This is a genomic window from Curvibacter sp. CHRR-16 (genome assembly GCF_018474005.1).
GTDB lineage: Bacteria > Pseudomonadota > Gammaproteobacteria > Burkholderiales > Burkholderiaceae_C > Allorhodoferax.
Genome location: NZ_JAHCSH010000001.1, coordinates 471,113 through 493,472 on the forward strand (window position 1 = coordinate 471,113; position 22,360 = coordinate 493,472).

Genomic DNA, 22,360 nt, shown 5'->3' on the forward strand with positions numbered 1-22,360 from the left:
ATTCAAGGTTTTTCAACCTTCGGATGCACTTAAATCAACCTCAATGCACTAGAAAATTTCATGGATGCACTAAAACAGGGCTCTGACGCCCTCTTTATTTTGTTGGGCGGCATCATGGTCTTGGCCATGCACGCTGGGTTCGCTTTCTTGGAGCTGGGTACCGTTCGGCACAAAAACCAAGTCAATGCGCTGGTCAAAATCTTGGTGGACTTTTCTGTCTCCACCATCGCCTACTTTGTGGTGGGCTACAGCGTGGCCTATGGCAGCAGCTTCTTTGTGGGTGCCGATGTGCTGGCGCAAAAGAATGGCTACGAGCTGGTGAAGTTCTTCTTCTTGCTCACCTTTGCAGCGGCCATTCCGGCCATTATTTCGGGTGGCATTGCCGAGCGAGCCAAGTTTTGGCCGCAGCTCTTGGCCACGGCCATCATCGTGGGCTTGGTGTATCCGTTTTTTGAGGGCATCGCATGGAATGGCCATTTCGGCGTGCAAGCGTGGTTGGAGGCGACTTTTGGTGCGCCTTTCCATGACTTTGCAGGCTCTGTGGTGGTGCACGCGGTGGGCGGCTGGATTGCCTTGCCCGCTGTGGTGCTGATGGGCGCGCGTTCCAACCGCTACCGCAAAGACGGCGGCATCTCGGCCCACCCGCCATCGAACATTCCCTTCTTGGGCTTGGGCGCGTGGATTCTGTGCGTTGGCTGGTTTGGCTTTAACGTTATGAGCGCGCAGACCATCGACAAAATTTCCGGCTTGGTAGCGGTCAACTCCCTCATGGCCATGGTGGGCGGCACGCTGGCGGCGTTGCTGGCAGGCAAGAACGACCCCGGCTTTGTGCACAACGGCCCCTTGGCTGGTTTGGTAGCGGTTTGCGCGGGCTCCGACCTCATGCACCCACTGGGCGCACTGGTGGTGGGTGTGGTGGCAGGTTTGCTGTTTGTGGCCATGTTCACCGCCACGCAAAACCGCTGGAAGATTGACGACGTGCTGGGCGTGTGGCCGCTGCACGGCCTGTGCGGCACCTGGGGCGGCATAGCCGCTGGCTTGTTTGGCCAACACGCCTTGGGTGGCTTGGGTGGGGTGAGCTTCGTCTCGCAACTGCTGGGCACTGCGCTGGGTGTGGCGTGGGCTGCAGTGGGTGGTTTGGTTGTGTACGGCCTTATCAAACTGGTTCTGGGCTTGCGCTTGTCGCAAGAAGAAGAGTTTGAGGGTGCGGATTTGAGCATCCACCGCATCCGCGCTACGCCCGACCGCGACGTCAGCTGGTAATGCCCATCCTCGCCTGAGCGAGGGGGCGGATGCTTGGGGTTTGTCACGTATTTGTCACTAATTTGTAGTCTACTGCCGGCATGTTGGATCCAGAACGGACACCTAGCCCGGTAATAGACCAGATGGGCCTGCTCGCGCGCGAGTTTTGGCCCGCAGTACAAAATGGTCGGGGCCCCGTAGCGCAGTTGATGCGAGCCAATGCGCTTGCTGTGGCATTTCAGCCCATTGCTGATTTGCATACAGGGACTGTCTACGCCCATGAAGCGTTAATTCGCGGGCCTGCTAGCCATGCACTGCAGTCGCCCGCAGCCCTGTTTGCTGCGGCTCACGAGGAAGCCGTGCTTTACGAGCTTGAGCTGTACTGCATCTATTGCGCCTTGCGGCATTGGGGTTTGTTGCAACAACCGGGGCGTTTGTTCATCAACATCAGCGCCGGTGCGCTATCCCAACTGGTGGCCGTGGGCGGGGCGCAAACACTGGCGCAAGCCATGCGCCAGTTGCGGGTGCTGCCGCGCATGGTGGTACTGGAAATCACCGAACACGAACGCGTGGGCGACATGGATGCCATGGTCGAGATCGCCCGCGCCCTGCATGCCGTGGGTTTGTCTTTGGCCTTGGACGATTTTGGCGATGGTCACTCCAGCTTGCGCCTGTGGTCCCAATTGCGGCCTGACATCGTGAAGATCGACAAGTATTTCAGCCACAGCATCAGCACCAAGGCGGACAAACTCAAGACCTTGCAAGCACTGCTGCAAATTGCCGACGTTTTCAACACCGCCTTGGTGGTGGAGGGCATAGAAAACGAAGCGGACTTGCGTGTCATCCGCGACTTGGGCTTGTCGTATGGTCAGGGTTATTTTTTGGGCCAACCCACAACCGTGGTGCAAGCCGAGGTTCTGCCCCAAGCCCAACAAGTGCTGCACGACACCGCAGTGGCCGTGCTGCCCCAGCAGCGTCAGGTGGTACACCGGGGCCAACTGCGGCATTTGTCGGTCATTTATGCCCCGGCGGTCAGCCCACAAACCACCAATGACGATGTAGCCAAACTGTTTCAAGAGCATCCCGGTTTGCATGCTTTGGCAGTGGTGCAAGCGGAGCGTCCGCAGGCCATCATCAACCGCCAGCTGTTCATGGACCGCTATGCCACGCTGTACTTTCGCGAGGTGTACGGCCGCAAACCCTGCCTCATGAATGCCAACGTGGAGCCGCGCCTGATCGAGCGCAGCCACGACATCGAGGAACTGGTGGGCATCCTCACCTCGCAAGACCAGCGCTACCTGAGCGATGGCTTCATCGTCACCGAGAATGGCCGCTACGTGGGGCTGGGCACGGGCGACCAGTTGGTGCGCTCGGTCACCGAGTTGCGCCTAGAAGCCGCCCGCCACGCCAACCCGTTGACCTTTTTACCGGGCAACATCCCCATCACCCTGCACATACGCCGCTTGCTGGACAAGGAATCCAGCTTTGTGGCCTGCTATTTGGACTTGAACCACTTCAAGCCCTTCAACGACCACTACGGCTACTGGCGCGGCGACGAGATGATTCGCCTCTTGGCCCGCTTGGCGGTGCAGTACGCCGACCCGCAGCGCGACTTTGTGGGACACATTGGCGGGGACGACTTTCTCATCTTGTTCCAAAGTGCGGACTGGCAGCAGCGCTGCGAGCAGCTCATAGCCCAGTTTGCCCAAGAGGCGCGCACGCTGTTTGACCCCGCAGCCATAGAGCAGGGCGGCATAGAGGCCGAGGGGCGCGATGGCGTGGTGCGCTTTTTCCCGTGCACCACGGTGTCCGTGGGCGCGGTGGTGGTGCAGCACGCCCAGTACCGTGACGCGGACGACGTCGCCAACCACGCCGCCGTGGCCAAGCGCATGGCCAAGTCAGCCCCCAGCGGGCTGCACGTGGTGGCCGAGCCTTAGCGCCCGCCCTAGCACTAGCGCTCGTAAGTCACAAAGCTGTAGCCCAGTCCGCTGGCGGCCACATGGCGCTCGCGGGCCACTTCGCGCCAATCTGGCCCCAGCGTGGGGGCGTAGGCATCTCCGTCATACGCTTGGTCTATCTCGGTCACCACCGCGCGGCTGGCCAGTGGTTCGGCTTGGGCATAAATCTGCGCCCCCCCCATGACCCACACCGCTTGCTGTGAGGTAGTTTGCTCACAAATTTGTAGCGCCTCCAGCAAGCTGCATGCGCTCTGCAGGCTGTTTTTATCGGTAAATCCAGTGCTGGCCAGCCAGTCTGCTTGGCGGCTGATGACCACATTCAAACGCCCCGGCAGCGGCCTAAAGCGCGCAGGCAGCGAATCCCACGTTTTGCGACCCATCACCACCGGGCAGCCCAGCGTGGTGCGCTTGAAGTGCGCCAAGTCCTCGGGCAAATGCCAGGGCATGGTGCCGTCTTTGCCAATAACGCCATTGCTGGCGCGGGCGTAGATGAGGTGGATGCGGGGTTGGCTGGAGGGATTGGGGCTGGACATAGGGCGGTGATTATGCGGCCAGGTGCACACTGCATTGCTGGGCAGCTTGTGCATGACCGCTGCAAACAGCGGGCTGTGCACCCACCCCGCCAGCCAGCGGTGCAGGTGGGGCAGTGGCAGGGCGTCAAACCTAGCAGGGTCTATCGCCGCAAACTGCCGCACGAAGGGGAATAGGCCAATGTCCGTAGCGCAGGGCGCATCACCACCCAAATACGGGGCTGCGGCCAAGCGTGTGTTTAGCGGCTGCAGCAGTAACTCCACGGCTCTCTGGCGGTGTTCCTCACGGCTTAGCGCCGGGGTGTTGCCCGCTTCGCCCGCGAAACGCTCGGGGTATTTGTAGCGGTCCAGGTGGTGTTTGAACGGCCCGTCGTTGCACTGCAGCAGGGCCACGTTGTCCGCAGTCTGCGCCGCGCTCCACCAGCGCTGTACGTCTGCCGTGGCGTTGGGTTGCATCAAAGCCCACTGCACTATGTGCCAGCTTTGCTCCAGCACCGCGCCGTCTGGCAGCACCAACACCGGCACCGTTCCCTTGGGCGAAGCGCGCAGCATGGCTGCTGGCTTGTCTCGCAGCACGATTTCGTGCGCATCAAACCCCACCCCCGCCACCAGCAAAGCCATGCGGGCGCGCATGGCGTAGGGGCAGCGGCGGTAGGTGTAGAGGAGGGGCGTGGTGGGGTTCACTGCAGCGGTCCAGCGTTAATCACGCGGGTCGATGATTACCAGCGTGCCGTGGCTGCCCGCTGCCACGCCATGCGGCATACCCGCAGGCACTATGCACACTTCGCCCGTGTGCACCTCTGTTACTTGGCTTTGTATGTCCAGGCGCATGCAGCCATCGATGACCAACAGCGCTTCGTCAAAGTCGTGCACTTCGTCGGGGTAGGGGCTGCCGTCCATGCGCAGCACCTTGAAGTTCACGCCTGCAGGGTTGCCCAGCACTTTGGATTTCCAACTGGATGCCAGTTGGGCGGCTTGTTCGTTCAGGTTAATGACGGTCAGCATGGTTGGGATTGTAAAAGTCGCTCTGACTGTCTCTCGCTGCAGTGCGAAGCAGCCTTCTTAGGGGCAAAAATCAGTCTGGTGGCGCGGTATATTCCAAGATCACTTGGCTGTACAAGACTTCTTATGCGTTGGCAACAAAAACTTTACGGGGTACTGTGGCGCTTCTGCCTAGGCACTGCACTGTGCTACTTGTGCATTTCAACATCGGGGGCCAGCACAACCACTGCTGCTCCAAGTGCCGAAGAAGCCCAGGTCACAATCTTCAATCGCCCGCTTGCCACCTTTCGTTCTACCTTGTTTGGTGTTGGTGCGCAAGAGCGTGCACGCCGCACCCAGCGCAACGTTCTTGAACTGTTGGATCGCGGTGGCCCTGGCGTGGTCAGTGTGCGCAGCGAGGGTGAATTGAGTTTGATCCTCTTAGACGATGTCGCTGCCCTATCCTTTGGCCCAGAAGATGTCGACACCGTGAGCGGCCAAACGCGTGATGCCATGCTCGCAGCCAGTGTGCAAGCCTTGAAAACAGTGGTGCGCGAGAAGCAAGAGACCCGTGATATGTCAGCGCTGCTTCGGGAAGCGGGCTATGTGTTGGCTGCAACACTGATTGCCATCCTGCTCTGGCTGGGACTGAACCGTTTGTATCGTTTCATCGCCAGTTGGACACTGCAGCGCATGGGGCGTGCAATGCATGCGTTTGATCCTGCTGGCCCGGCCTTGATGCTTGGTGAGCGAGTGCTGCATGTTGTGAGTGCGCTCCTGACCTTGCTGTATTGGAGCGCAACACTGCTGCTGGTATATGAATGGCTGAGTTTTTCACTGAGCCGTTTCCCCTTTACGCGTGCCTGGGGCGAGCAACTCCACGCGTACTTGCTGGATTCTGTGCTGCTGATTTTTTCTGGCATTGCTTCAGCGATTCCCAATCTCTTCATTGCTGGGTTGGTCTTTTTGGTTGCCCGTACGGTCATTCGCATGCTGCGCCCGTTGTTCGATCGCGTTGCGGCAGGCCACCTGGATCTTGGTCTGATTGATCAAGATACTGCAGTCATCAGTCGGCGCTTGGCCAGTGTGTTGATCTGGCTGTTTGCATTGGCTATGGCCTTTCCTTACCTGCCGGGTGCACAAACAGAAGCGTTTCGCGGGATGTCGGTGCTTGTCGGTCTGATGATTTCGCTTGGTGCCTCCAGCATGGTCGGGCAAGCTGCTGGTGGTTTGATACTGATGTACACGCGCAGCATCAAGATGGGGGAGTACGTGCGCATTGGCGATCACGAAGGCACCATCACCGAGATTGGTTTGTTCACCACGCGCATCCGCACGGGGCTTGGAGAGGAAATAACTCTGCCAAATTCCGTCATCATTGGTACGGCTACTAAAAACTATTCGCGCACAGTGCAGGGGCAGGGCTTCGTAATAGACGCCACAGTGACTATTGGCTATGACACGCCCTGGCGTCAAGTTCAAGCCATGCTATGTGAGGCTGCACGGCGCACTGAACACGTGCTGGATGAGCCACAGCCACGCGTTTTTCAGACAGCGCTATCGGATTTTTACCCGGAATATCGTCTTGTTTGTCAGGCTATTCCATCACAGCCGCGCTCACGTGCCGAAGTGCTCAGCGCACTGCATGCCAACATTCAGGATGTGTTCAACGAATACGGCATACAGATTATGTCTCCGCACTACCAAGCAGATCCTGCGCAGGAGAAGATTGTGAAGAAGGAAAATTGGTACGCAGCTTCCGCGCAGCAGTCTGCAGATTGAATACTTCATTCATGCACCGAGAAGCCGCTCGGATGACATTTGCCCGAACGCCGCACTTGAGCCGAAAGGCAAAATATTGCTGCTGTTAACTTACTCCAATGCAGGAGTGGCAGCAGCACTATTAGGTTTTTGCGCTAATCCACATTTTTACTTCTGCCACAAATACCTCGCTTGCAGTTAGGTGCGTGGTGGAATAAGAACATAACCTGCTTCGATTGGGGCAACTACGGAAATGAACCGCAATGGTTCGAGGCTCGTGCATTTGACGCCGTGCACTTCCCCCTGTTTTGCTACGACGACGTCGCCAAGCGTAACCTTAACGGTGTTGCCCTGTTCGTCGATTTGATACTCGCCGTGACCGGAGAGAATAGTCCATGTGTCTTGGCCTTGCGGATGCGTGTGGGGGGCAATAGTTTGTCCCGGTTCGACATGCCAAGCGACGTTGACCGAGTGCACGGACTCTTGGACAACTGAACGAATAGGCTCTCCATCGCTCACTTGCATGTGATCACTTGATTTGAATACGCGCTGGCTGCTCATACTTGCTCCGAGAGTTGTTTTGCAAAGCACGCAAAAACTAAGCCGAGCACGAAGGGCCTAGCACACGCACTTCACGCATCAACGACTTGCGTGGCTTCTGCCGTGAGTTTGGTCTTGCTATTCCTGTGGGCGCACGCAGCAACCACAACAAGGCGGCGTGTGCGCTGGCCAACAAGCTGGCGCGTTGGTGACGCAGATTTCATGTCGGCACGGACCACAACAGAGTCCACTTCAGATGCCGGATATATTGAGCAGCAGGTGCTTTACCCAACGGCCCCCACTCGATCAGTTTCTTGCGCTTGTGGGGGAGTCCATATATGCCATGTTAGACCAATTGCATATGGTATGTAGCATCGTCTTCTTTCACGACTTTGAAACCTAAGCGGTCATAGAGGCGTTTTGCCGGATTGATCTTTATGACCTTCAGCACCAAATTCTTGCTGACGCTTTTTGCTCGATTAGCTTCTTGAGCAAGCAATTCTGACCCCACTCCTAGCCCTTGGAACTCTGGCCTCAGAAAGATCGTTCGGACCCAGTGGTGTTGGTCGCTCTCCTCGACATAAAGTGCTCCAGCACTTTGCCCCGAAATACAAATTATTTTGAATTTTTCAACCGAAAAATTTGTCCAGAAACCATTGCGCTGCAACTCTTCGTTCCATCCCCAAGCCCACTCAACATACTCTCGCATTGAGACCTTGAAGGCTTCAAAAATGAAGTCTTTATCATGCTCGGACGCAGCAAGGAGTGAGAAGGCGGTCATGAGGTCTAACGTTTGACGTAAGGGGCCGCCGTAGCGGCGAAGCCGCGAAGGGAACCCACAAGCACAGCTTGTGGGCGGTCCCTCTTGACGGAATTGTTAGGCAAGCGATGGTGGTGAAATAAGTGCATTTTTAACGATCTGTGCAACCGTATTTTTGTTGATGCCTTTGCGCTCGCAATACTTGGAGTTTGTTAGCCAAACCTCCAACAGTTTCGCGCCCTTGCTTGAGTTGCAGGACATGCAGCACAAAGCAATATTCTCCCTTGTGATGATTCGCTCATCGTTGACGATGTGCTCCCATGAGGATTTTGATTTTCGGGTGCCGCATGATCCCAATGTGATTCCGCAATAAACACATCGAGAGTCTCGGGCGACCACCTCATTCTCAAGCCACTCAGGAATATTCCATCGGTTCATCTTCGCGGACTCGCTGTTCTCAGATGCCTAACGTTTGAATTTACCGACCGCCGGTGGTGGTCCGGTGGAATGACGGGTTGGGCCGCTGGAATTGCGTGCTATTGATGTGGGTGTTCCATAAACTGCTTAGCGTCATCGCTGATTTCGTACCAACTTGGTTTCTCTTTAACGAACTCATGAAAGAGATTCTTTAGTTGAATTTCGTTGTCGAAGCAGTTTGCTGCCACGGGAAACGATTCGTTGGTCGATGTGACTTCACCGAGCGACGAACCGCACTTGGAGCAAAAGCAACGGTTGTACTTGTATGGTGCTTCTGGCTTGTACGTGGTTATGGACTCGGCACCAGAGAGAAGTTCGAAGGCATCGCGCTTGACGAAAACGAACGTACTCGCACCGCTCTTGCGACACCGTGTGCAGTGACAGGTGCCCATCATCGTTGGGGGACTTGTGAGCTTGAACTTCACGGTTCCACAGCAGCAGCTTCCTTGCAGCATCACGCTTCCTTTGTTGTTGAAGGTCATTACTGTATATAAATACAGTTCTTTTTGCAAGCGGCCCAACGTTTGAATTCACCGGCCGCCGAAGGCGGTCCGGTGGAATGATGGGTTGGGCATCATCGGCTTCATTTCTACACCCTCTCAGACGGATAGACCGTCCAGGTAGACACAAAGTCTGGATCTATGACGACCTCGCCAGATCCTTTGAGCCGGTACTCACCTGGTGACGCAGGCTCCAGCCGGCTTAGATCTGGGGGTAGCCACCTCTCTTCCTTGCTTCAGTGAAGACGCAGGATGATTCCGTCCTTTCGGCTGGCGCGAATGATTTCGCCATGGAATTGCTCATGCCCGATGACTTCACCGGTTCGGGTGCAGCGTGTGACACCAACTAATAAATGCTTGCCGATAAAACCTTCGGCTTCGCTTTCATCGAAGAGAGGTTCCGATTCAGGCACGGTGCTATTGTTCATGATGCCCAACTTTGATATATCCCGCAATTCTGCGGGATAACATGGCAGCCTGCCGGGTAACGTGGTTTGAAAAATTCCCTATTCATTTTCAATATCAAGCACTTACGGCTGGCTGCTGTTTGAATGCACAGGCATAACAAAAACGACAAAGTCGCCGCAGCCTTGCCTCACACCGCCACCGGCGCTTTGATGCCGGGATGGCATTCGTAGCTCAGCACTTCAAAGTCGTCGTACTCGTAGCCAAAGATGCTGTCCGGCTTGCGCTTGATGTTCAGCGTGGGGTAGGCAAATGGCTGGCGGCTTAGTTGCAGTTCCACTTGTTCGTGGTGGTTGCTGTAGATGTGGCAGTCGCCGCCGGTCCAGATGAAGTCGCCCACGTCCAGGTCGCACTGCTGCGCCACCATGTGCGTCAGCAGGGCGTAGCTGGCTATGTTGAACGGCACGCCCAAGAAAATGTCTGCGCTGCGCTGGTAGAGCTGGCAGCTCAGTTTGCCTTTGCCGCCGGGCTCGGTAGCGGGCGCTACGTAAAACTGAAAGAACGCGTGGCAGGGCATCAGGGCCATTTTGTCCAGCTCGGCCACGTTCCAGGCGCTCACGATGATGCGGCGGCTGTCGGGGTTGGTTTTCAGGGTTTGGATGACGTCGGCTATCTGGTCTATGTGCCCGCCGTCCGGGGTGGGCCAGCTGCGCCACTGCACGCCGTACACGGGGCCCAAGCTGCCGTCGGCGCGCGCCCATTCGTCCCAAATGGTGCAGCCGCGTTCTTGCAGCCACTGCACGTTGCTGTCGCCACGCAGAAACCACAGCAGTTCCAAAATGATGCTTTTCAGGTGCACCTTCTTGGTGGTGACGAGCGGGAAGCCTTCGTTCAGGTCAAAGCGCATTTGGTGGCCAAACACGCTTTTGGTGCCGGTGCCGGTGCGGTCGCCTTTGTGCACCCCGGTGGTGTACACGTGGCGCATGAAGTCTTCGTACTGGCTGCGCACGGGGCGTGGGTTGGTGTTGGGGGAAGTGGTGGTGGCGGGGGCGGGGGCTTGTGGCATGGCTTTGCAGGCAGAAAAAGAGAATGGCTTAGCGATTGTAGAGACCCGCGTGCAGGCGGTTGACCCATGCGTTGAGTGCCAGCAGCAGCGCCATGAACAGCACCACCACGGGCATGACTGCACCCAGCCCGGCGTGCTGCGCCAGCACACCCAAAGCAGCGGGCACGAGGGAGGAACCAGCGTAGGCAAAAATCATTTGCCGTGCCACCATGCGCTGCGCCCACTGGGGGCTAAAGCGGCGGTTGGTCTCGTGCATCATGGCCGGGAATATGGGCGCGCAGCCCCAGCCCATGAGGATGAGGCCTGCGTTGGACCACGCGCCCAGCACGGGCTGCGCCATGAACACCACCGTCCCCAGCAAGGCGACCACGCCGCCCAGCAGGATGAGGCGGCGGTTGCCAATGCGGTTGGCCATGGCCCCTATGACAAAGCGCCCGCTGGTGATGGAGCCAAAGTACAGCGATACCCACCAGCTGGCTTGGCTGGCGCTGTGGCCCCTGTCTATCAAGATGCTGGCGGCCCAGATGCCCGTGCCCAATTCGCCCCCCACGTAGAACAAGAAGCACAGCGGGGCCAGCCAGCGCAGCAGGGTGGAGTCGCGTGCGGGGGCTGGCTCTGTGCCTGCTTCGCTGGGCATATGTGCTGCAGTGCTTTGCGGGGCGTGCCGCCACAGGGCCAAGCTAGCAAACAGCACAGCTGCAAACGCCAGTTGCATAAAACCAATACTGCGCACGCCGCTGTCCCAGTGGCCTACGCCGTTGCCATTGCCTAGCTGGCCTGCCAAGGCCAAGCCCATGATGAATGGCCCTGCGCTGGCCCCTATGCCCCAGCAACCGTGCAGCCAGCTCATGTGGCGGGGGGAATAGTGGCTGCCCACAAAGTGGTTCAGGCTGGCATCGACCGCGCCAGCACCCAAACCCAGTGGCACGGCCAGCGCCACCATTACCGCAAAGCTGGGGGCAAAAGAAAATGCCAGCAGCCCCAGCGCTGTCATCAGCCCGCTGGCGGCCACCACCAAGCCTGTGCCCCAGCGCTCACTCAAACGGGCAGCCTGGGTACTGGCCAGGGCGGAGCAGGCCGTGAGGGTGATGCTGATAAGGCCCAGCGCGTCCAGCGGTTGGGCCATTTGCTCGCGGATAGAGGGCCAGGCCACGCCCAACACCCCGTCGGGCAAGCCCAAGCTGATAAAGGCCAAGTAGATGATGAGGATGAGCAGGGTGGGGGAGTGGGGCATGCGGTTGATTCTAGGTGGGCACCGTGGCGGTGCGCCCTGCACAGGGATGAGGCAAAAAAACATATGCATGCATAAAGCTATAAAACTTATGCATGGTGTTTTTGTCATGAGACTGAAAAAGAGGGCTGCGTAGTCGCAGAATCCGCAACTTCCCTAATTGATGACTTCCATCAGCATGTCCAACCAAACCCAAATGCAGGCCGCTTCAGGCAGTACTTCCACCCAGCAAGAGCAGTTGGCTCCTGCGCAAACCGAGTTCAATCTGCAAGAGGCGGCGCTGGCCTACCACCGCGCCCAACACAGCGATGACATCGGCGGCAAGATTGAAATCCACGTCACCAAGCCCGTAGCCAGCCAAGACGATTTGGCCTTGGCCTACTCGCCCGGCGTGGCCGTGCCTTGCTTGGAGATCGAGCGCGATCCCGCTTTGGCCTACCAATACACCGCCAAGGGCAACTTGGTGGCCGTGATCACCAACGGCACTGCCGTGCTGGGCTTGGGCAATATCGGCGCGCTGGCTGGCAAGCCGGTGATGGAAGGCAAGGCGGTGCTGTTCAAGCGCTTTGCGGGCATTGATGCGTTTGACATCGAGATCGACGAAACCGACCCCGCCAAGCTGATCGAGACCATCGCCAGCCTGCACCCTACATTTGGCGGTATCAACCTAGAAGACATCAAAGCCCCTGAGTGCTTTGAGATCGAGCGCGCGCTGCGTTCGCGCTTGTCTATCCCCGTGTTCCACGACGACCAGCACGGCACCGCCATCGTGGTGGCTGCAGGTTTGATCAACGCCCTGCAACTGCAAGGCAAGACCCTGCAAAACGTCAAGCTGGTCTGCAACGGCGCGGGCGCTGCCGCTATCGCTTGCTTGGAGTTGCTGGTCAGCTTGGGCTTGGACAAGCGCAACGTGGTGGTGTGCGATTCCAAGGGCGTGATTTACACCGGCCGTGGTGCCAAGGGCGACGACGGCGAGAAAGCCCTGTGGGCGCGCGACACCGCTGCCCGTACCGTGGGTGATGCGTTGGTGGGTGCCGACGTGTTCTTGGGCCTGTCTGGCCCCGGCGCGGTCAACCAAGACATGGTGCGCAGCATGGCTGCCAAGCCCGTGGTGTTTGCCTTGGCCAACCCCGAACCCGAAATCCGCCCCGAGTTGGTGGTAGCTGCTGTGCCCGAAGCCATTACCGCGACTGGCCGTTCCGACTACCCCAACCAAGTGAACAACGCCCTGTGCTTCCCCTACCTGTTCCGCGCTGCGCTGGACATGGGGGCTGCCCAGATCAACGAAGAAATGAAAAAAGCCGCTGTGCTGGCGCTGGCCGATTTGGCCCGTGCTGACGAAGCGTTTGGCAAGAACAAGCTGCTGCCCACTTTGCTGGACAAGCGCTTGCTCGAATCCGTGTCGCTGCGCGTGGCGCAAGCTGCGGTAGAGAGCGGTATTGCCCGCCGCGCTTTTGACGCCAAGGCCTACAGCGCCCGCTTGGCCCAACTGGCCCGCAAGCTCAACGCTGCGTAAACCCCAGCGTTACGCTATGTAAAAGGCCTCCAGCACTGCGCTGGAGGCCTTTTTCTTTGGCAGAGCCATTGGTATCTCTTTGGTGTATGGTTGTATTATACAACTATATGCTTGAAAGGACTGCAGATGGACGCTGCTCTGTCATTGGTTGAGGAGATACGCGCCGCATCGCGCGCCATGGTGCGCGAGCTGGGTTTTATGCATCCCACATTGGCAGGAACCGACTACTCGCCCTCCGCAGTGCATGCCTTGTTGGAGATAAGTGCCCACGGCAGCATGACGGCGGCCCAGCTGGTGCAGGTGCTGGGCTTGGAAAAATCCAGTGTCAGCCGCATGCTGGGAAAACTGGTCAAGGCAGGGGAGTTGGCTGAGTCAGCCGGGCAAGCTGATGGGCGGTACAAGCACTTGCAACTCACCGGTCAAGGTGAGCGGACCGTGAAGGCTATTCATGCCTATGGGCAAAGCCAAGTTCACCGTGCGATGCAACAGCTAAATGGGGTCCAGCAGCAGACCGTGGCGCAAGGCCTTGCAGCCTATGCCCAGGCCCTTCAAGTAGGCCGCAGTGCTGACGCACCAGCCAAGAAGCCCGATGCCATCGCGGTGAGCGCGGGATACCGTCCTGGCTTGGTGGGGCGTGTGACCGAGATGCATGCCAGCTTTTACGCCAAGCACGCAGGCTTTGGACAGTTTTTTGAGAGTCAGGTGGCCACCGGCATGGCCGAATTCGTCGCTAGGCTGGATCAGCCATGCAATGGCATTTGGGTGGCTACATACCATGACAGAGTGGTGGGCGCGGTGGCCATAGATGGACAAGACCTTGGCCAGCAGCAAGCCCATTTGCGCTGGTTCATTGTGGAGGATGGCTGTCGCGGTGTAGGGGTGGGACGCCGCCTGCTGGCCGAGGCATTGGCTTTTTGTGACCGCCAAGGCTTTGCCGCTACCCAGCTATGGACTTTCAAGGGGCTCGATGCGGCACGCAAGCTGTACGAGGAATGGGGCTTTGTGCTCATGCACGAGGAGCAGGGTAGCCAGTGGGGTAGTTCCGTCATCGAGCAGCAGTTCACGCGCAGGGCTAGTCCATCCGCGTGACGGCATAAAAAAACCAACCGCGTGCGGTTGGTTTAGTGGATTTGGTGGAGCTGGGGGGATTTGAACCCCCGTCCGAAAGCCATCTTCGAGCGGATCTACATGCGTAGCGGTCTGATTTGAGTCTTACCCAGTGTGCCGCGCAGTCGCACGCTGCACATTGGGCCAGTACCCTTTTGTCTCACCCTCGTCCAAGGTACCCGGACGCGAGCCAGCCGATGAAAATGACCTTACAGCCTGGACAGCTTGCGCCACCCTTGCCCGGCCCATCGGCCTGCCGTTGTAAGGCTCACTGGTTATTAAGCAGCGAGTGCGAAACGTTCGTCGTTTGCAGTTAGTTTGTTTGAATCTGTTTTACGAGCACATTCAGCTCGACATGCACCACATCGATTCCGCACCCTCGTCGAAACCAGTGCAGCCCCGAAAGAAAGGATTCTAGGCGATATCGAGCATGTCCAGCAGTTCGGCAGGGGAATGAATCACGCTGTCGGCGTTCCATTCTTGCCAGTGGCATTGGCCTATGTAGCCATAGGTGGCTGCAGCAGTACGCATGCCTGCGGCTTTGCCGGCCACGATGTCGCGCTCGTCGTCGCCCACATACAGGCAGTGCGTGGGGTCAACGCCCAAGCGTTTGGCCGCTTCCAGCAAGGGTTGGGGGTGCGGTTTGGCAAAGCCGGTGGTGTCGCCCCCAATTACCACGGGGCAGGGGCGCAGGCAGTCTATTTGCTGCGCCAGTGGGGCGGCGAGCCGTTCCACCTTGTTGGTGACAATACCCCACGGTATAGAGCGGGTTTGCAATGCCGCTAGCAAGGTGGCTATGCCGTCAAAAGGGCGGGTGAGTAGGGACAAGCGCGCCCGGTAGAGGGTCAAAAACTCATCGCGCATGGCGATGAAGTGGGCATCGTCGGGTTTGACCCCAAAGGCAATGCCCAGCAGGCCGCGGGCCCCGGCTCCGGCCATGTGGCGATAGTCATCCAGTGGTAGGGCGCTCAGGCCCCGGTTCAGGCGCATTTGATTGGCTGCCCCTGCTAAGTCGGGGGCGCTGTCCACCAAGGTGCCGTCTAGGTCGAACAAGACGGCGCGGATAGGGTGGTGTGTGCTCATGCAGCCAGTCCTGGTTTGCGTGCCGCCAAGAAGTAGTTCACGTCCACGGATGGGGTGAGTTTGTAGCGGCGGGTCAGTGGGTTGTAGGTCAAGCCAGTGAATTCTTGTACGTCCAAATCGGCTTGACGGCACATGGCAGCCAGCACCGTAGGTTGGATGAATTTGCCGTAGTCGTGGGTGCCTCTGGGCACCATGCCCATGATGTATTCCGCTGCCAAAACAGCTTGAAAAAATGCCTTGGGCGATTGGTTGATGGTGGAGAGGAAGACCCAACCACCGGGGCGAACCAAGTCGGCGCAGGCTTTGACGATGGATAGCGGATCGGGCACGTGCTCGAGCATTTCCATGCAAGTCACCACGTCAAAACTAGCGGGCTGCTGCTGGGCCATGTCTTCAGCAGCCACAGTTTGGAAGTGCAGATGGTTCAGCCCAGCTTCCATGGCATGCAGTTGGGCCACTTTAATGGATTTGTGGGCCAGATCAATACCCGTAACCGATGCTGCGCCAGCCTTGGCCATGGCTTCGCTGAGCAAACCACCACCGCAACCAATGTCCAGCACGGTTTTGCCGTGCAGCCCTTGGCTGACTTTTTGAATCCAGCCCAAGCGCAAGGGATTGATGGCATGCAGTGTGTGCAGCGGCCCTTGGGGATCCCACCAGTGATGGGCATGGGCGGCGAATTTGGCCAGCTCGGCAGGCGATGCGTTGCTGGATGTGGCGGCGTCAGAGTGGGTAGCGTGTGTGGTCATGGCGGTTTGCAAAATCCATAAAAAAACCCGCCGAAGCGGGTTTTGCCGGTTGGGTGCAAATTACTTGCTGGTGCCAACCACTTCCACTTCTACGTGGCGGTTCTTGGCACGGCCAGCAGAAGTTTTGTTGTCAGCAACAGGTTGCTTCTCGCCCTTGCCTTCGGTGTAGATGCGGTTCTTTTCCACGCCCTTGGACACCAAGTAAGCCTTCACGGCTTCAGCGCGCTGGATGGACAGTTTTTGGTTGTATTCGTCAGTACCCACGGAGTCGGTGTGACCCACTGCGATAACGACTTCCAATTCAATTTTCTTGATTTCGGCAACCAGTTTGTCCAGTGCTGCCTTGCCTTCGGGCTTGAGAACAGCCTTGTCGAAGTCAAAGAATGTGTCAGCTTTGTAGCTGACTTTGTTGGCAGGAGCAGCGGCTGCTGCGGCAGGGGCAGCGGCTGTTGCAGCGGGCTTGGCAGCAGGAGCAGCGGCTGCTGCGGCAGGGGCAGCGGCTGTTGCAGCGGGAGCAGGCGCTGCAGCAGTGGCTTCACCACCGCAACCAGGAGCAGCAGTGGCTGGAGTCCAGCTGGCATCGCGCCAGCATTCGCCAGATGCGTTTTTCCAGACTTCGCCGCCAGCATTGCGCCAGTTGTGGATTTCTTGAGCGCCAGCCACTGTGGCCATGGCCAAGGCTGCAACCATGATGGCAACTTTGTTCATCTTTGTCATGCGTCTTCCTTCGCAGTTTGTAGAGAGTGTGAAACGTATTCTGGAATATGCCTTTGCGGCATAGCGGGTTGGATTCTGCCACATTAGTAGAAGTTTCACGCCATGTTTGCTTTTATGGTTTTTCATTTGGGGTATGTATTTTTTGTTGGCAATGGGTACAAAGCGACGAATGGCTAACGGTTGTTGGATCGCTAGCACCTGCTTCAACGATGGCGGCTGTAACGATGGCTACAGGCAGTGCAAACACACCAATGCCAAAAACCGAGACCATGCCTGCACACACTTTACCCAGTACCGTGATGGGCACCATGTCGCCATAACCGATGGTGGTGAGGGTGGTCATGGCCCACCACAAGGTGGCAGGAATGCTGGAAAACACAGTCGGTTGCGCTTGGCGCTCCACTAGGTAGAGCAGTGCCGCCGATACGTATATGCACAGCACCATCATGAGCAGGGAGACTATCAGCAACTCGCGGCGTCGGGCCAAGGCGGTGCCCACTTTGTCCAATGCTTCGTGCAAATGTTCGAGGTGCAGTACTTTGAGCAGGCGGATCATGCGCGCCACCCGCAAAAAGCGCAGGTCTACGCGTCCCCAAATGGTCGCGATGACGATCAGATCCAGTACTGCCAGTGGCGTGAAGGCATAGCGCACGCGCCCCCACACAGGGCGGTAAAAATGCCCTTGTTCCACGCAAGTCCACAAGCGGGCGATGTATTCCACTGCGAAGATGCTGGTGGATACCCATTCGAAGCTGCGAAACAGCATGCGTGCACTGGCTGACCACCCTGGCATGGACTCCACTGCTACCAGAGTGGCGTTGCTCACAATCAGCAGCGCCAGCAAGTAGTTGACGTAGCGCGCCATCGGGTTCTCGGGCGATGGTTTGTGCAGGATGTGAAACAGTTGGCGGCGCAGGTGTAAAACGGTGGTGTGGGCCATGGTCTTAAGCACTAAAGGGGGCTCTAGCGCTGGTGGTGTTGATCCAGCAGTTGGTGCAGGGTTTCCAAAAAGCGTTGTGCGGCCACTTCCATGGGCCACGGTTCCCACGGCGTGCCACCGTAGCGGGCTGTCAAAGGATCGTCTTGCAATGGTGTGACGGTGATACCCAAAATGCGCCGCACTTCCTCCACGCTCCAGCCTGCGATGTGGATGGCTTCACTGGCGGCGGCCAAGATGTCGGCTTTTTTGTGTTGGCTTTTGCCGCTGCTGGTCCACCAGCTAATGCCATATTTGGCAAACAGCATTTTTTGCATGCGCTCCATGAGCTGCAAAAAGTCCGTGCCCAGCACGGGCTTGAGCGGGGAAATGGGATCGAACCCAACCAGGCCCTCTTCCGCATCGTGCAGCAGTTCACGCAGTGCAGTGGCTGTGTCCAGTGTGCTTTGGTTGCGGCGAATTTCCAGTACCAGCAGGCTATGCTGCGCGACCGACATGGGTAAGGACCACTTGGAGTGGCCACCCCAGCGAAAGGTGCGTGACAGGCCAATGGCCACGTCCTCGTCGTCGATGTCGGCAAACGTGGGATCGAACAAATTGATGTAGCGCCCAGAAGGCATGCGCACCCAAGCGCTGTGGGCGTCTGGGCGGCGGGGAGAGGCGGTAGAAGCCGAGGGGGTGGACGTGCGAGCGGTAACCATAGACCAAATTGTCCGTGAGGTTTTTGGGCTGCTGGTGCGCCAGCGCAAAAAATGCTTAAGTTACGCCTACAGTTGCCGTTATTGGACGTACGTTCAACCCGCAAAGTAACCGGAGGGGGCCCCAAGCCTTGAGACCATGCCACTTACACCATTGGATCGGAACTCGACCCTGCGCCCCACCAGTGCAGATGCCGCTGCACACGGCGCCAACCGGGTAGTCCCTGTCGCGCCTGTCAATCAATCCACGCCAGAGCCCAGTGTGATCTATGAAATCAAGGTCAGCCAGCCCCCGCGAGAGGATGTGACCTACCCCAACCCGAGCGAACACAGTGCCATGAAAGGCCCGCATGGGGAGCCCGGTGAGCGAGATTGGGCGACCAAACGCGCCGCTGGCGATAAACCCAAAGACCCGCCTGATCCACCTATCGCTGAACTGCTCATTGAAAACTTGCGCATCGTGTGGATGGCCAGTGCCGCGGCGGTGCAGGTGCAGCCTGAGAAGGATGATGGTCGCTTAGCAGGTCAACAACCCCAGGGTTACGACATCCAGAAAGTGCGCAAAACCGAAAAACCCGAGTGAGGCTTGCATCCCCAAGCGGGTAAGCCACTACCATTGCGGCCATGCATACATCCGCACTGGTACTTTTTTCCGGTGGACAAGATTCCACCACTTGTTTGGCCCACGCGCTGGCGCATTACGACCGCGTGGAAACGGTGGGCTTTGACTACGGCCAACGCCACTCCATAGAGCTGCAAGCCCGCGTGCACGTGCTGCAGGCCATCCGCGACGAATTTCCCCATTGGGCGCCCAAACTGGGCGAAGACCACATGCTGGACTTGGGTGTGCTGGGGCAGGTCAGTGAGACATCCCTCACGCGCGACACGGCTTTTGCCATGCAGGCCAATGGCTTGCCCAACACCTTTGTGCCCGGGCGCAATCTGCTCTTTATCACGCTGGCGGCAGCACTGGCCTACCGCCGTGGCTTGCAGGTGCTGGTCACGGGCGTGTGCGAGACCGATTTTTCGGGCTACCCCGACTGCCGCGACGACACCATGAAGGCGCTGCAAGTGGCGCTGAACCTGGGTATGGAGCAGCGCTTTCGCATCAGCACCCCGCTGATGTGGATAGACAAAGCCCAAACTTGGGCATTGGCCCACGAGCTGGGTGGCGACAAACTGGTGGAGGTGATTTTGGAGCACAGCCACACCTGCTACGCCGGGGACCGTGAGCACCGCCATGCGTGGGGCTACGGCTGCGGCACGTGCCCGGCGTGCGAGTTGCGCGCCAAGGGCTACCAGCAGTTTGTGGCCGCCAAGGCCTAAGCCATCAGCCCAGCCAACCAGTCCCCTAGCCGTTTACAGCAAGCGGCTGTGCAGCGCAAAGGCTGCGTTGGTCGAGTCGTTCGTGGCTTGCAGCTCCCACGTGCGGCGGTGAAAACGGGCCAGCGTAGGCCGGTGGGCAATGGAGATGAGCGTGCCGCCTTGCGCTTGCAGCATGTCCAAGAGGCGCTGGTACAGCGTTTCTTCGGTCTGGATGTCCAGCGCGCTGGTGGCCTCATCGGCCAGCAACCACTGCGGCTTGTGCAGCAGGGCGCGGGCAATAGCCAAGCGTTGCTGCTCGCCGCCAGAGAGCTTTTGGTTCCACGCATCCAGTGTGTCCAAGGAGGCGCACAGATGGCCTAGTTCTGCTTCGCGCAGGGCGGTTTGCAGTTGGGCATCGGTGTAGCGTTCAGGCAGTTCGGGGTAGGCCAGTGCATCGCGCAGTGCCCCGTTGGGAAAGTAGGGCTTTTGCGGCAGCACCATGGCGTGGGCAGGCCATTGCACCTGGCCACTGGCGTGGGGCCAAATGCCGCTCAGTGCTCTGAACAGCGTGGACTTGCCCGAGCCCGAGGGGCCCTGCAGCAGCACATGCTCGCCCGCAGTGGTGGTGAGTGCATCCACTGCCAGCAGCAGGCTGCCATCGGGCAGGTGCACCTGCAGTGGCTGCGCTTGCAGGGTGTCGCCAGCGGTGCGGGTTAGGGATGTGTTTGCTATAGTTTTGATAGCTGCTTCAGCAATGCTGGCGTGCTCTGCAGCCAGAAAAGATGCTTCAAAACCGGTCAAGCGGTCAGTCGTGGCGCGCCAAGCGGCCAGGCTCTGGTAACTGTCCACAAACCAGCTCAGAGCATCTTGCACGCGGCCAAAGGCGCTGGCGATTTGCATCAAAGTGCCCATTTGGATGGCACCGCTGAAAAAGCGTGGTGCCGCTACGACGAAGGGAAACACCACCGCCGCTTGGCCAAAGAAACTGGTGAACCAGACCAGGTTTTTCTGCGCCTTGATCAGGCGCAGCGTGTTGTCCAGCACGCGCTCAAAGCGTTGGCCCAAGTGGCGCTGGGCCACGGTTTCGCCTTGGTCCAAGGCGATGGATTCGCTGTACTCGCGCACGCGCACCATGTGGTGGCGAAAGTCGGCCTCCACGCGCTGTTGCTCAAAGTTGAGCGGTATTTGGCGGCGGCCAATGTAGTGGGTGAGCACGCTGCCCACGCCGCAGTAAAGCACGGCCATCCAGACCATGAAGCCGGGAATAAAGTATTCGCTGCCCCCTAGGTGGAAGCTGAAGTCGCCCGACAAGCCCCACAGAATGCCGACAAAGCTGACCAATGTGACGCAGGAGTTGAGCAAGCCCATGGACAGGCCAATGGTCTGGCTGGTAAAGCCATTGATGTCGTCTTGGATACGCTGGTCGGGGTTGTCGGTGCCCGCTTGCTGCTGGCCGGTAAAGCGGGCCAGCTCCAGCCGGTAAAAGGTGTGACCTGTGAGCCAGCGCTGCAAGTAGGTGGTGGTCATCCACTGTCGCCAGCGCATTTCCAGCAACTGGGTCAGGTAAAACTTGTACACCGCCAAGATGATGGCACCGAAAGCCAGGTAGCTAAAGCGCCCCAGTTGGGTCCAAAACACCTCGGCGTTTTTCTCTTGCAGTGCGTTGTAAAACACGCCATACCAGTCGTTGAACAGCACCGACATGTAAACCAGCGCGAGGTTCAACGCCACAATGGCGACGAGCAGGGCGCGGCCTTTCCAGCGGTCTTGGCTGTGCCAGAAATAGGGTTTGGTCAGGTGCCACGCTTGGCGCAGAAAAGTGCCCAGCGCGTGCAGTTTGGCGCCCGGGCTGCGGGGTGCAGATGTGGTCTCGTTCATAGGGGACTGGCTGTACAGGGTTTAGTTGCGCACACCGCTGGCCACATGCCCCGAAGGCACATGGCGCGCGGCCGATTCGATGTGGCCGGTTTGATCGTCAAAAAAGAAATCTGGTTCCAGCTCGCGCAGAAATTCGCCTTTATCCAAGCCACCCAAGAACAGGGCTTCATCGACCTCGATGTTCCAGTCCATCAGGGTGCGGATGGCGCGCTCGTGGGAGGGAGCGCTGCGGGCTGTTACCAGTGCGGTGTGGATGCGCATGCGCTCGTTGCCCGCTTGCTGCAGCTGGTGCAGTGCCATGAGCAGGGGTTTGAACGGGCCGTCGGGCAGGGGCTGGCGCACCTTTTCCATTTCGTGCTGCTGAAAGGCTTTGATGCCGCCTTCTTGGTACACGCGCTCGGCCTCGTCGCTAAAGAGCACCGCGTCACCGTCAAACGCGATGCGCACTTCGTGGGGGTGGGCGTCGCTGGCCAGCGCGCTGTGCGGGTAGACCTGGGCTGCCGGAACACCCGCGGCCAGTGCAGCCCGCACATCGCTCATGTGGGTGCTCAGGAACAAGTTGGCGCGCAGCGGTTGCAGGTAGCGCCATGGCGACTGCCCGCGCACAAAGCAGCCGCGTTGCAGGTTCAGGCCATAGTGCGCTGCAGAGCGGAACACGCGCATGCCCGATACCGGGTCGTTGCGCGAGAGGATGACCACCTCCACGCGCTGCGAGTTGGCATCGTTGAAGGCCAGCAGTTTTTTCACCAAAGAAAACGCCACACCGGGTTTGGCGGGCACGTCCAGGCGCTGGCGTTGCAGCTCCATGTAGGCGCGGTCATCGGTCTGCTCGAAAACGCGGTTTTCTTCCTCAAAGTCAAACAGCGCACGGCTGGAAATGGCCACGACCAGCTTGTCGTCCAAGGAAAGTGCCATGGGC

General features: G+C 58.6%; 22 protein-coding genes, 1 other RNA gene and 1 pseudogene. 7 read left to right on the top strand and 17 right to left on the bottom strand.

What is annotated here, in order from left to right; translation table 11 throughout:
• Positions 1-60: 60 nt before the first annotated feature.
• Positions 61-1,263: an ammonium transporter gene (locus tag KIK84_RS02180; RefSeq protein ID WP_214121336.1), complete on the top strand. Its 1,203-nt coding sequence runs from the start codon at positions 61-63 to the stop codon at positions 1,261-1,263.
• An 80-nt stretch (positions 1,264-1,343) separates the two neighbouring features.
• Positions 1,344-3,179, top strand: coding sequence for a GGDEF domain-containing protein (locus KIK84_RS02185; protein WP_250207681.1), 1,836 nt, complete (start codon positions 1,344-1,346; stop codon positions 3,177-3,179).
• Positions 3,180-3,193: 14 nt separating this feature from the next.
• Here the strand turns inward: KIK84_RS02185 and KIK84_RS02190 are convergent, their stop codons facing one another.
• The 3 genes and pseudogenes from KIK84_RS02190 to KIK84_RS02200 all read right to left on the bottom strand — a co-directional run bounded on the left by KIK84_RS02190 (position 3,194) and on the right by KIK84_RS02200 (position 4,732).
• On the bottom strand, positions 3,194-3,733 hold the full coding sequence (locus tag KIK84_RS02190) for a dihydrofolate reductase (protein WP_214121580.1): 540 nt from the start codon (positions 3,731-3,733) through the stop codon (positions 3,194-3,196).
• A gap of 99 nt (positions 3,734-3,832) precedes the next feature.
• A pseudogene (locus KIK84_RS02195) lies at positions 3,833-4,414 on the bottom strand (glutathione S-transferase N-terminal domain-containing protein); the annotation flags it as partial.
• Between the two features lie 15 nt (positions 4,415-4,429).
• Positions 4,430-4,732: a cupin domain-containing protein gene (locus KIK84_RS02200; RefSeq protein WP_214121581.1), complete on the bottom strand. Its 303-nt coding sequence runs from the start codon at positions 4,730-4,732 to the stop codon at positions 4,430-4,432.
• Here KIK84_RS02200 and KIK84_RS02205 point away from each other — a divergent pair.
• The gene (locus tag KIK84_RS02205; protein ID WP_214121337.1) at positions 4,697-6,493 is read left to right on the top strand and encodes a mechanosensitive ion channel family protein; all 1,797 of its coding nucleotides are present in this window, start codon (positions 4,697-4,699) and stop codon (positions 6,491-6,493) included. The two genes, KIK84_RS02200 and KIK84_RS02205, sit on opposite strands and share 36 nt — an antisense overlap.
• A 177-nt stretch (positions 6,494-6,670) precedes the next feature.
• Here KIK84_RS02205 and KIK84_RS02210 read toward each other — a convergent pair whose 3' ends face one another.
• From KIK84_RS02210 to KIK84_RS02235, 6 genes are all read right to left on the bottom strand, one after another.
• Complete coding sequence (locus KIK84_RS02210; RefSeq protein WP_214121338.1) at positions 6,671-7,033, bottom strand: cupin domain-containing protein; 363 nt, start codon at positions 7,031-7,033, stop codon at positions 6,671-6,673.
• A gap of 325 nt (positions 7,034-7,358) precedes the next feature.
• Complete coding sequence (locus tag KIK84_RS02215) at positions 7,359-7,793, bottom strand: GNAT family N-acetyltransferase (RefSeq protein WP_214121339.1); 435 nt, start codon at positions 7,791-7,793, stop codon at positions 7,359-7,361.
• Positions 7,794-8,308: 515 nt separating this feature from the next.
• Positions 8,309-8,731, bottom strand: coding sequence for a GFA family protein (locus tag KIK84_RS02220; protein ID WP_250207682.1), 423 nt, complete (start codon positions 8,729-8,731; stop codon positions 8,309-8,311).
• A gap of 254 nt (positions 8,732-8,985) precedes the next feature.
• The gene (locus tag KIK84_RS02225; protein WP_214121340.1) at positions 8,986-9,177 is read right to left on the bottom strand and encodes a hypothetical protein; all 192 of its coding nucleotides are present in this window, start codon (positions 9,175-9,177) and stop codon (positions 8,986-8,988) included.
• A 167-nt stretch (positions 9,178-9,344) separates the two neighbouring features.
• Positions 9,345-10,220, bottom strand: a complete 876-nt coding sequence (locus KIK84_RS02230; RefSeq protein ID WP_214121341.1) for a thymidylate synthase — start codon at positions 10,218-10,220, stop codon at positions 9,345-9,347.
• A gap of 28 nt (positions 10,221-10,248) precedes the next feature.
• Positions 10,249-11,454 (bottom strand): MFS transporter, encoded by a 1,206-nt coding sequence (locus KIK84_RS02235; protein ID WP_214121342.1) that lies wholly within the window; start codon positions 11,452-11,454, stop codon positions 10,249-10,251.
• A 160-nt stretch (positions 11,455-11,614) separates the two neighbouring features.
• Between KIK84_RS02235 and KIK84_RS02240 the strand changes: the two genes are divergently transcribed.
• Both KIK84_RS02240 and KIK84_RS02245 read left to right on the top strand, forming a co-directional pair.
• Positions 11,615-12,967 (top strand): malic enzyme-like NAD(P)-binding protein, encoded by a 1,353-nt coding sequence (locus tag KIK84_RS02240; RefSeq protein WP_349815887.1) that lies wholly within the window; start codon positions 11,615-11,617, stop codon positions 12,965-12,967.
• Positions 12,968-13,093: 126 nt separating this feature from the next.
• Positions 13,094-14,056, top strand: a complete 963-nt coding sequence (locus tag KIK84_RS02245; protein WP_214121343.1) for a bifunctional helix-turn-helix transcriptional regulator/GNAT family N-acetyltransferase — start codon at positions 13,094-13,096, stop codon at positions 14,054-14,056.
• Positions 14,057-14,098: 42 nt separating this feature from the next.
• Here the strand turns inward: KIK84_RS02245 and ssrA are convergent.
• From ssrA to KIK84_RS02275, 6 genes are all read right to left on the bottom strand, one after another.
• Positions 14,099-14,475, bottom strand: a transfer-messenger RNA (tmRNA) gene (gene ssrA / locus KIK84_RS02250).
• A gap of 13 nt (positions 14,476-14,488) precedes the next feature.
• Positions 14,489-15,157, bottom strand: coding sequence for a phosphoglycolate phosphatase (gene gph / locus KIK84_RS02255; RefSeq protein ID WP_214121344.1), 669 nt, complete (start codon positions 15,155-15,157; stop codon positions 14,489-14,491).
• Complete coding sequence (gene ubiG / locus KIK84_RS02260) at positions 15,154-15,906, bottom strand: bifunctional 2-polyprenyl-6-hydroxyphenol methylase/3-demethylubiquinol 3-O-methyltransferase UbiG (protein WP_214121345.1); 753 nt, start codon at positions 15,904-15,906, stop codon at positions 15,154-15,156. The genes gph and ubiG overlap by 4 nt, the downstream gene beginning before the upstream one ends.
• A gap of 60 nt (positions 15,907-15,966) precedes the next feature.
• On the bottom strand, positions 15,967-16,623 hold the full coding sequence (gene ompA / locus KIK84_RS02265) for an outer membrane protein OmpA (RefSeq protein ID WP_214121346.1): 657 nt from the start codon (positions 16,621-16,623) through the stop codon (positions 15,967-15,969).
• 112 nt (positions 16,624-16,735) lie between these two features.
• Positions 16,736-17,563 (bottom strand): ion transporter, encoded by an 828-nt coding sequence (locus tag KIK84_RS02270; protein ID WP_214121347.1) that lies wholly within the window; start codon positions 17,561-17,563, stop codon positions 16,736-16,738.
• A gap of 23 nt (positions 17,564-17,586) precedes the next feature.
• Positions 17,587-18,261, bottom strand: coding sequence for a phosphohydrolase (locus tag KIK84_RS02275; protein ID WP_250207683.1), 675 nt, complete (start codon positions 18,259-18,261; stop codon positions 17,587-17,589).
• Positions 18,262-18,397: 136 nt separating this feature from the next.
• Here KIK84_RS02275 and KIK84_RS02280 point away from each other — a divergent pair, with 136 nt between their 5' ends.
• Complete coding sequence (locus KIK84_RS02280) at positions 18,398-18,841, top strand: hypothetical protein (protein WP_214121348.1); 444 nt, start codon at positions 18,398-18,400, stop codon at positions 18,839-18,841.
• Positions 18,842-18,882: 41 nt separating this feature from the next.
• Complete coding sequence (queC, locus tag KIK84_RS02285; protein ID WP_214121349.1) at positions 18,883-19,584, top strand: 7-cyano-7-deazaguanine synthase QueC; 702 nt, start codon at positions 18,883-18,885, stop codon at positions 19,582-19,584.
• Positions 19,585-19,617: 33 nt separating this feature from the next.
• On the opposite strand, the gene KIK84_RS02290 is transcribed toward queC, so the two are convergent.
• The gene (locus KIK84_RS02290) at positions 19,618-21,441 is read right to left on the bottom strand and encodes an ABC transporter ATP-binding protein/permease (protein WP_214121350.1); all 1,824 of its coding nucleotides are present in this window, start codon (positions 21,439-21,441) and stop codon (positions 19,618-19,620) included.
• 21 nt (positions 21,442-21,462) lie between these two features.
• Positions 21,463-22,356, bottom strand: coding sequence for a 5'-nucleotidase (locus KIK84_RS02295; protein WP_214121351.1), 894 nt, complete (start codon positions 22,354-22,356; stop codon positions 21,463-21,465).
• Positions 22,357-22,360 lie beyond the last annotated feature (4 nt).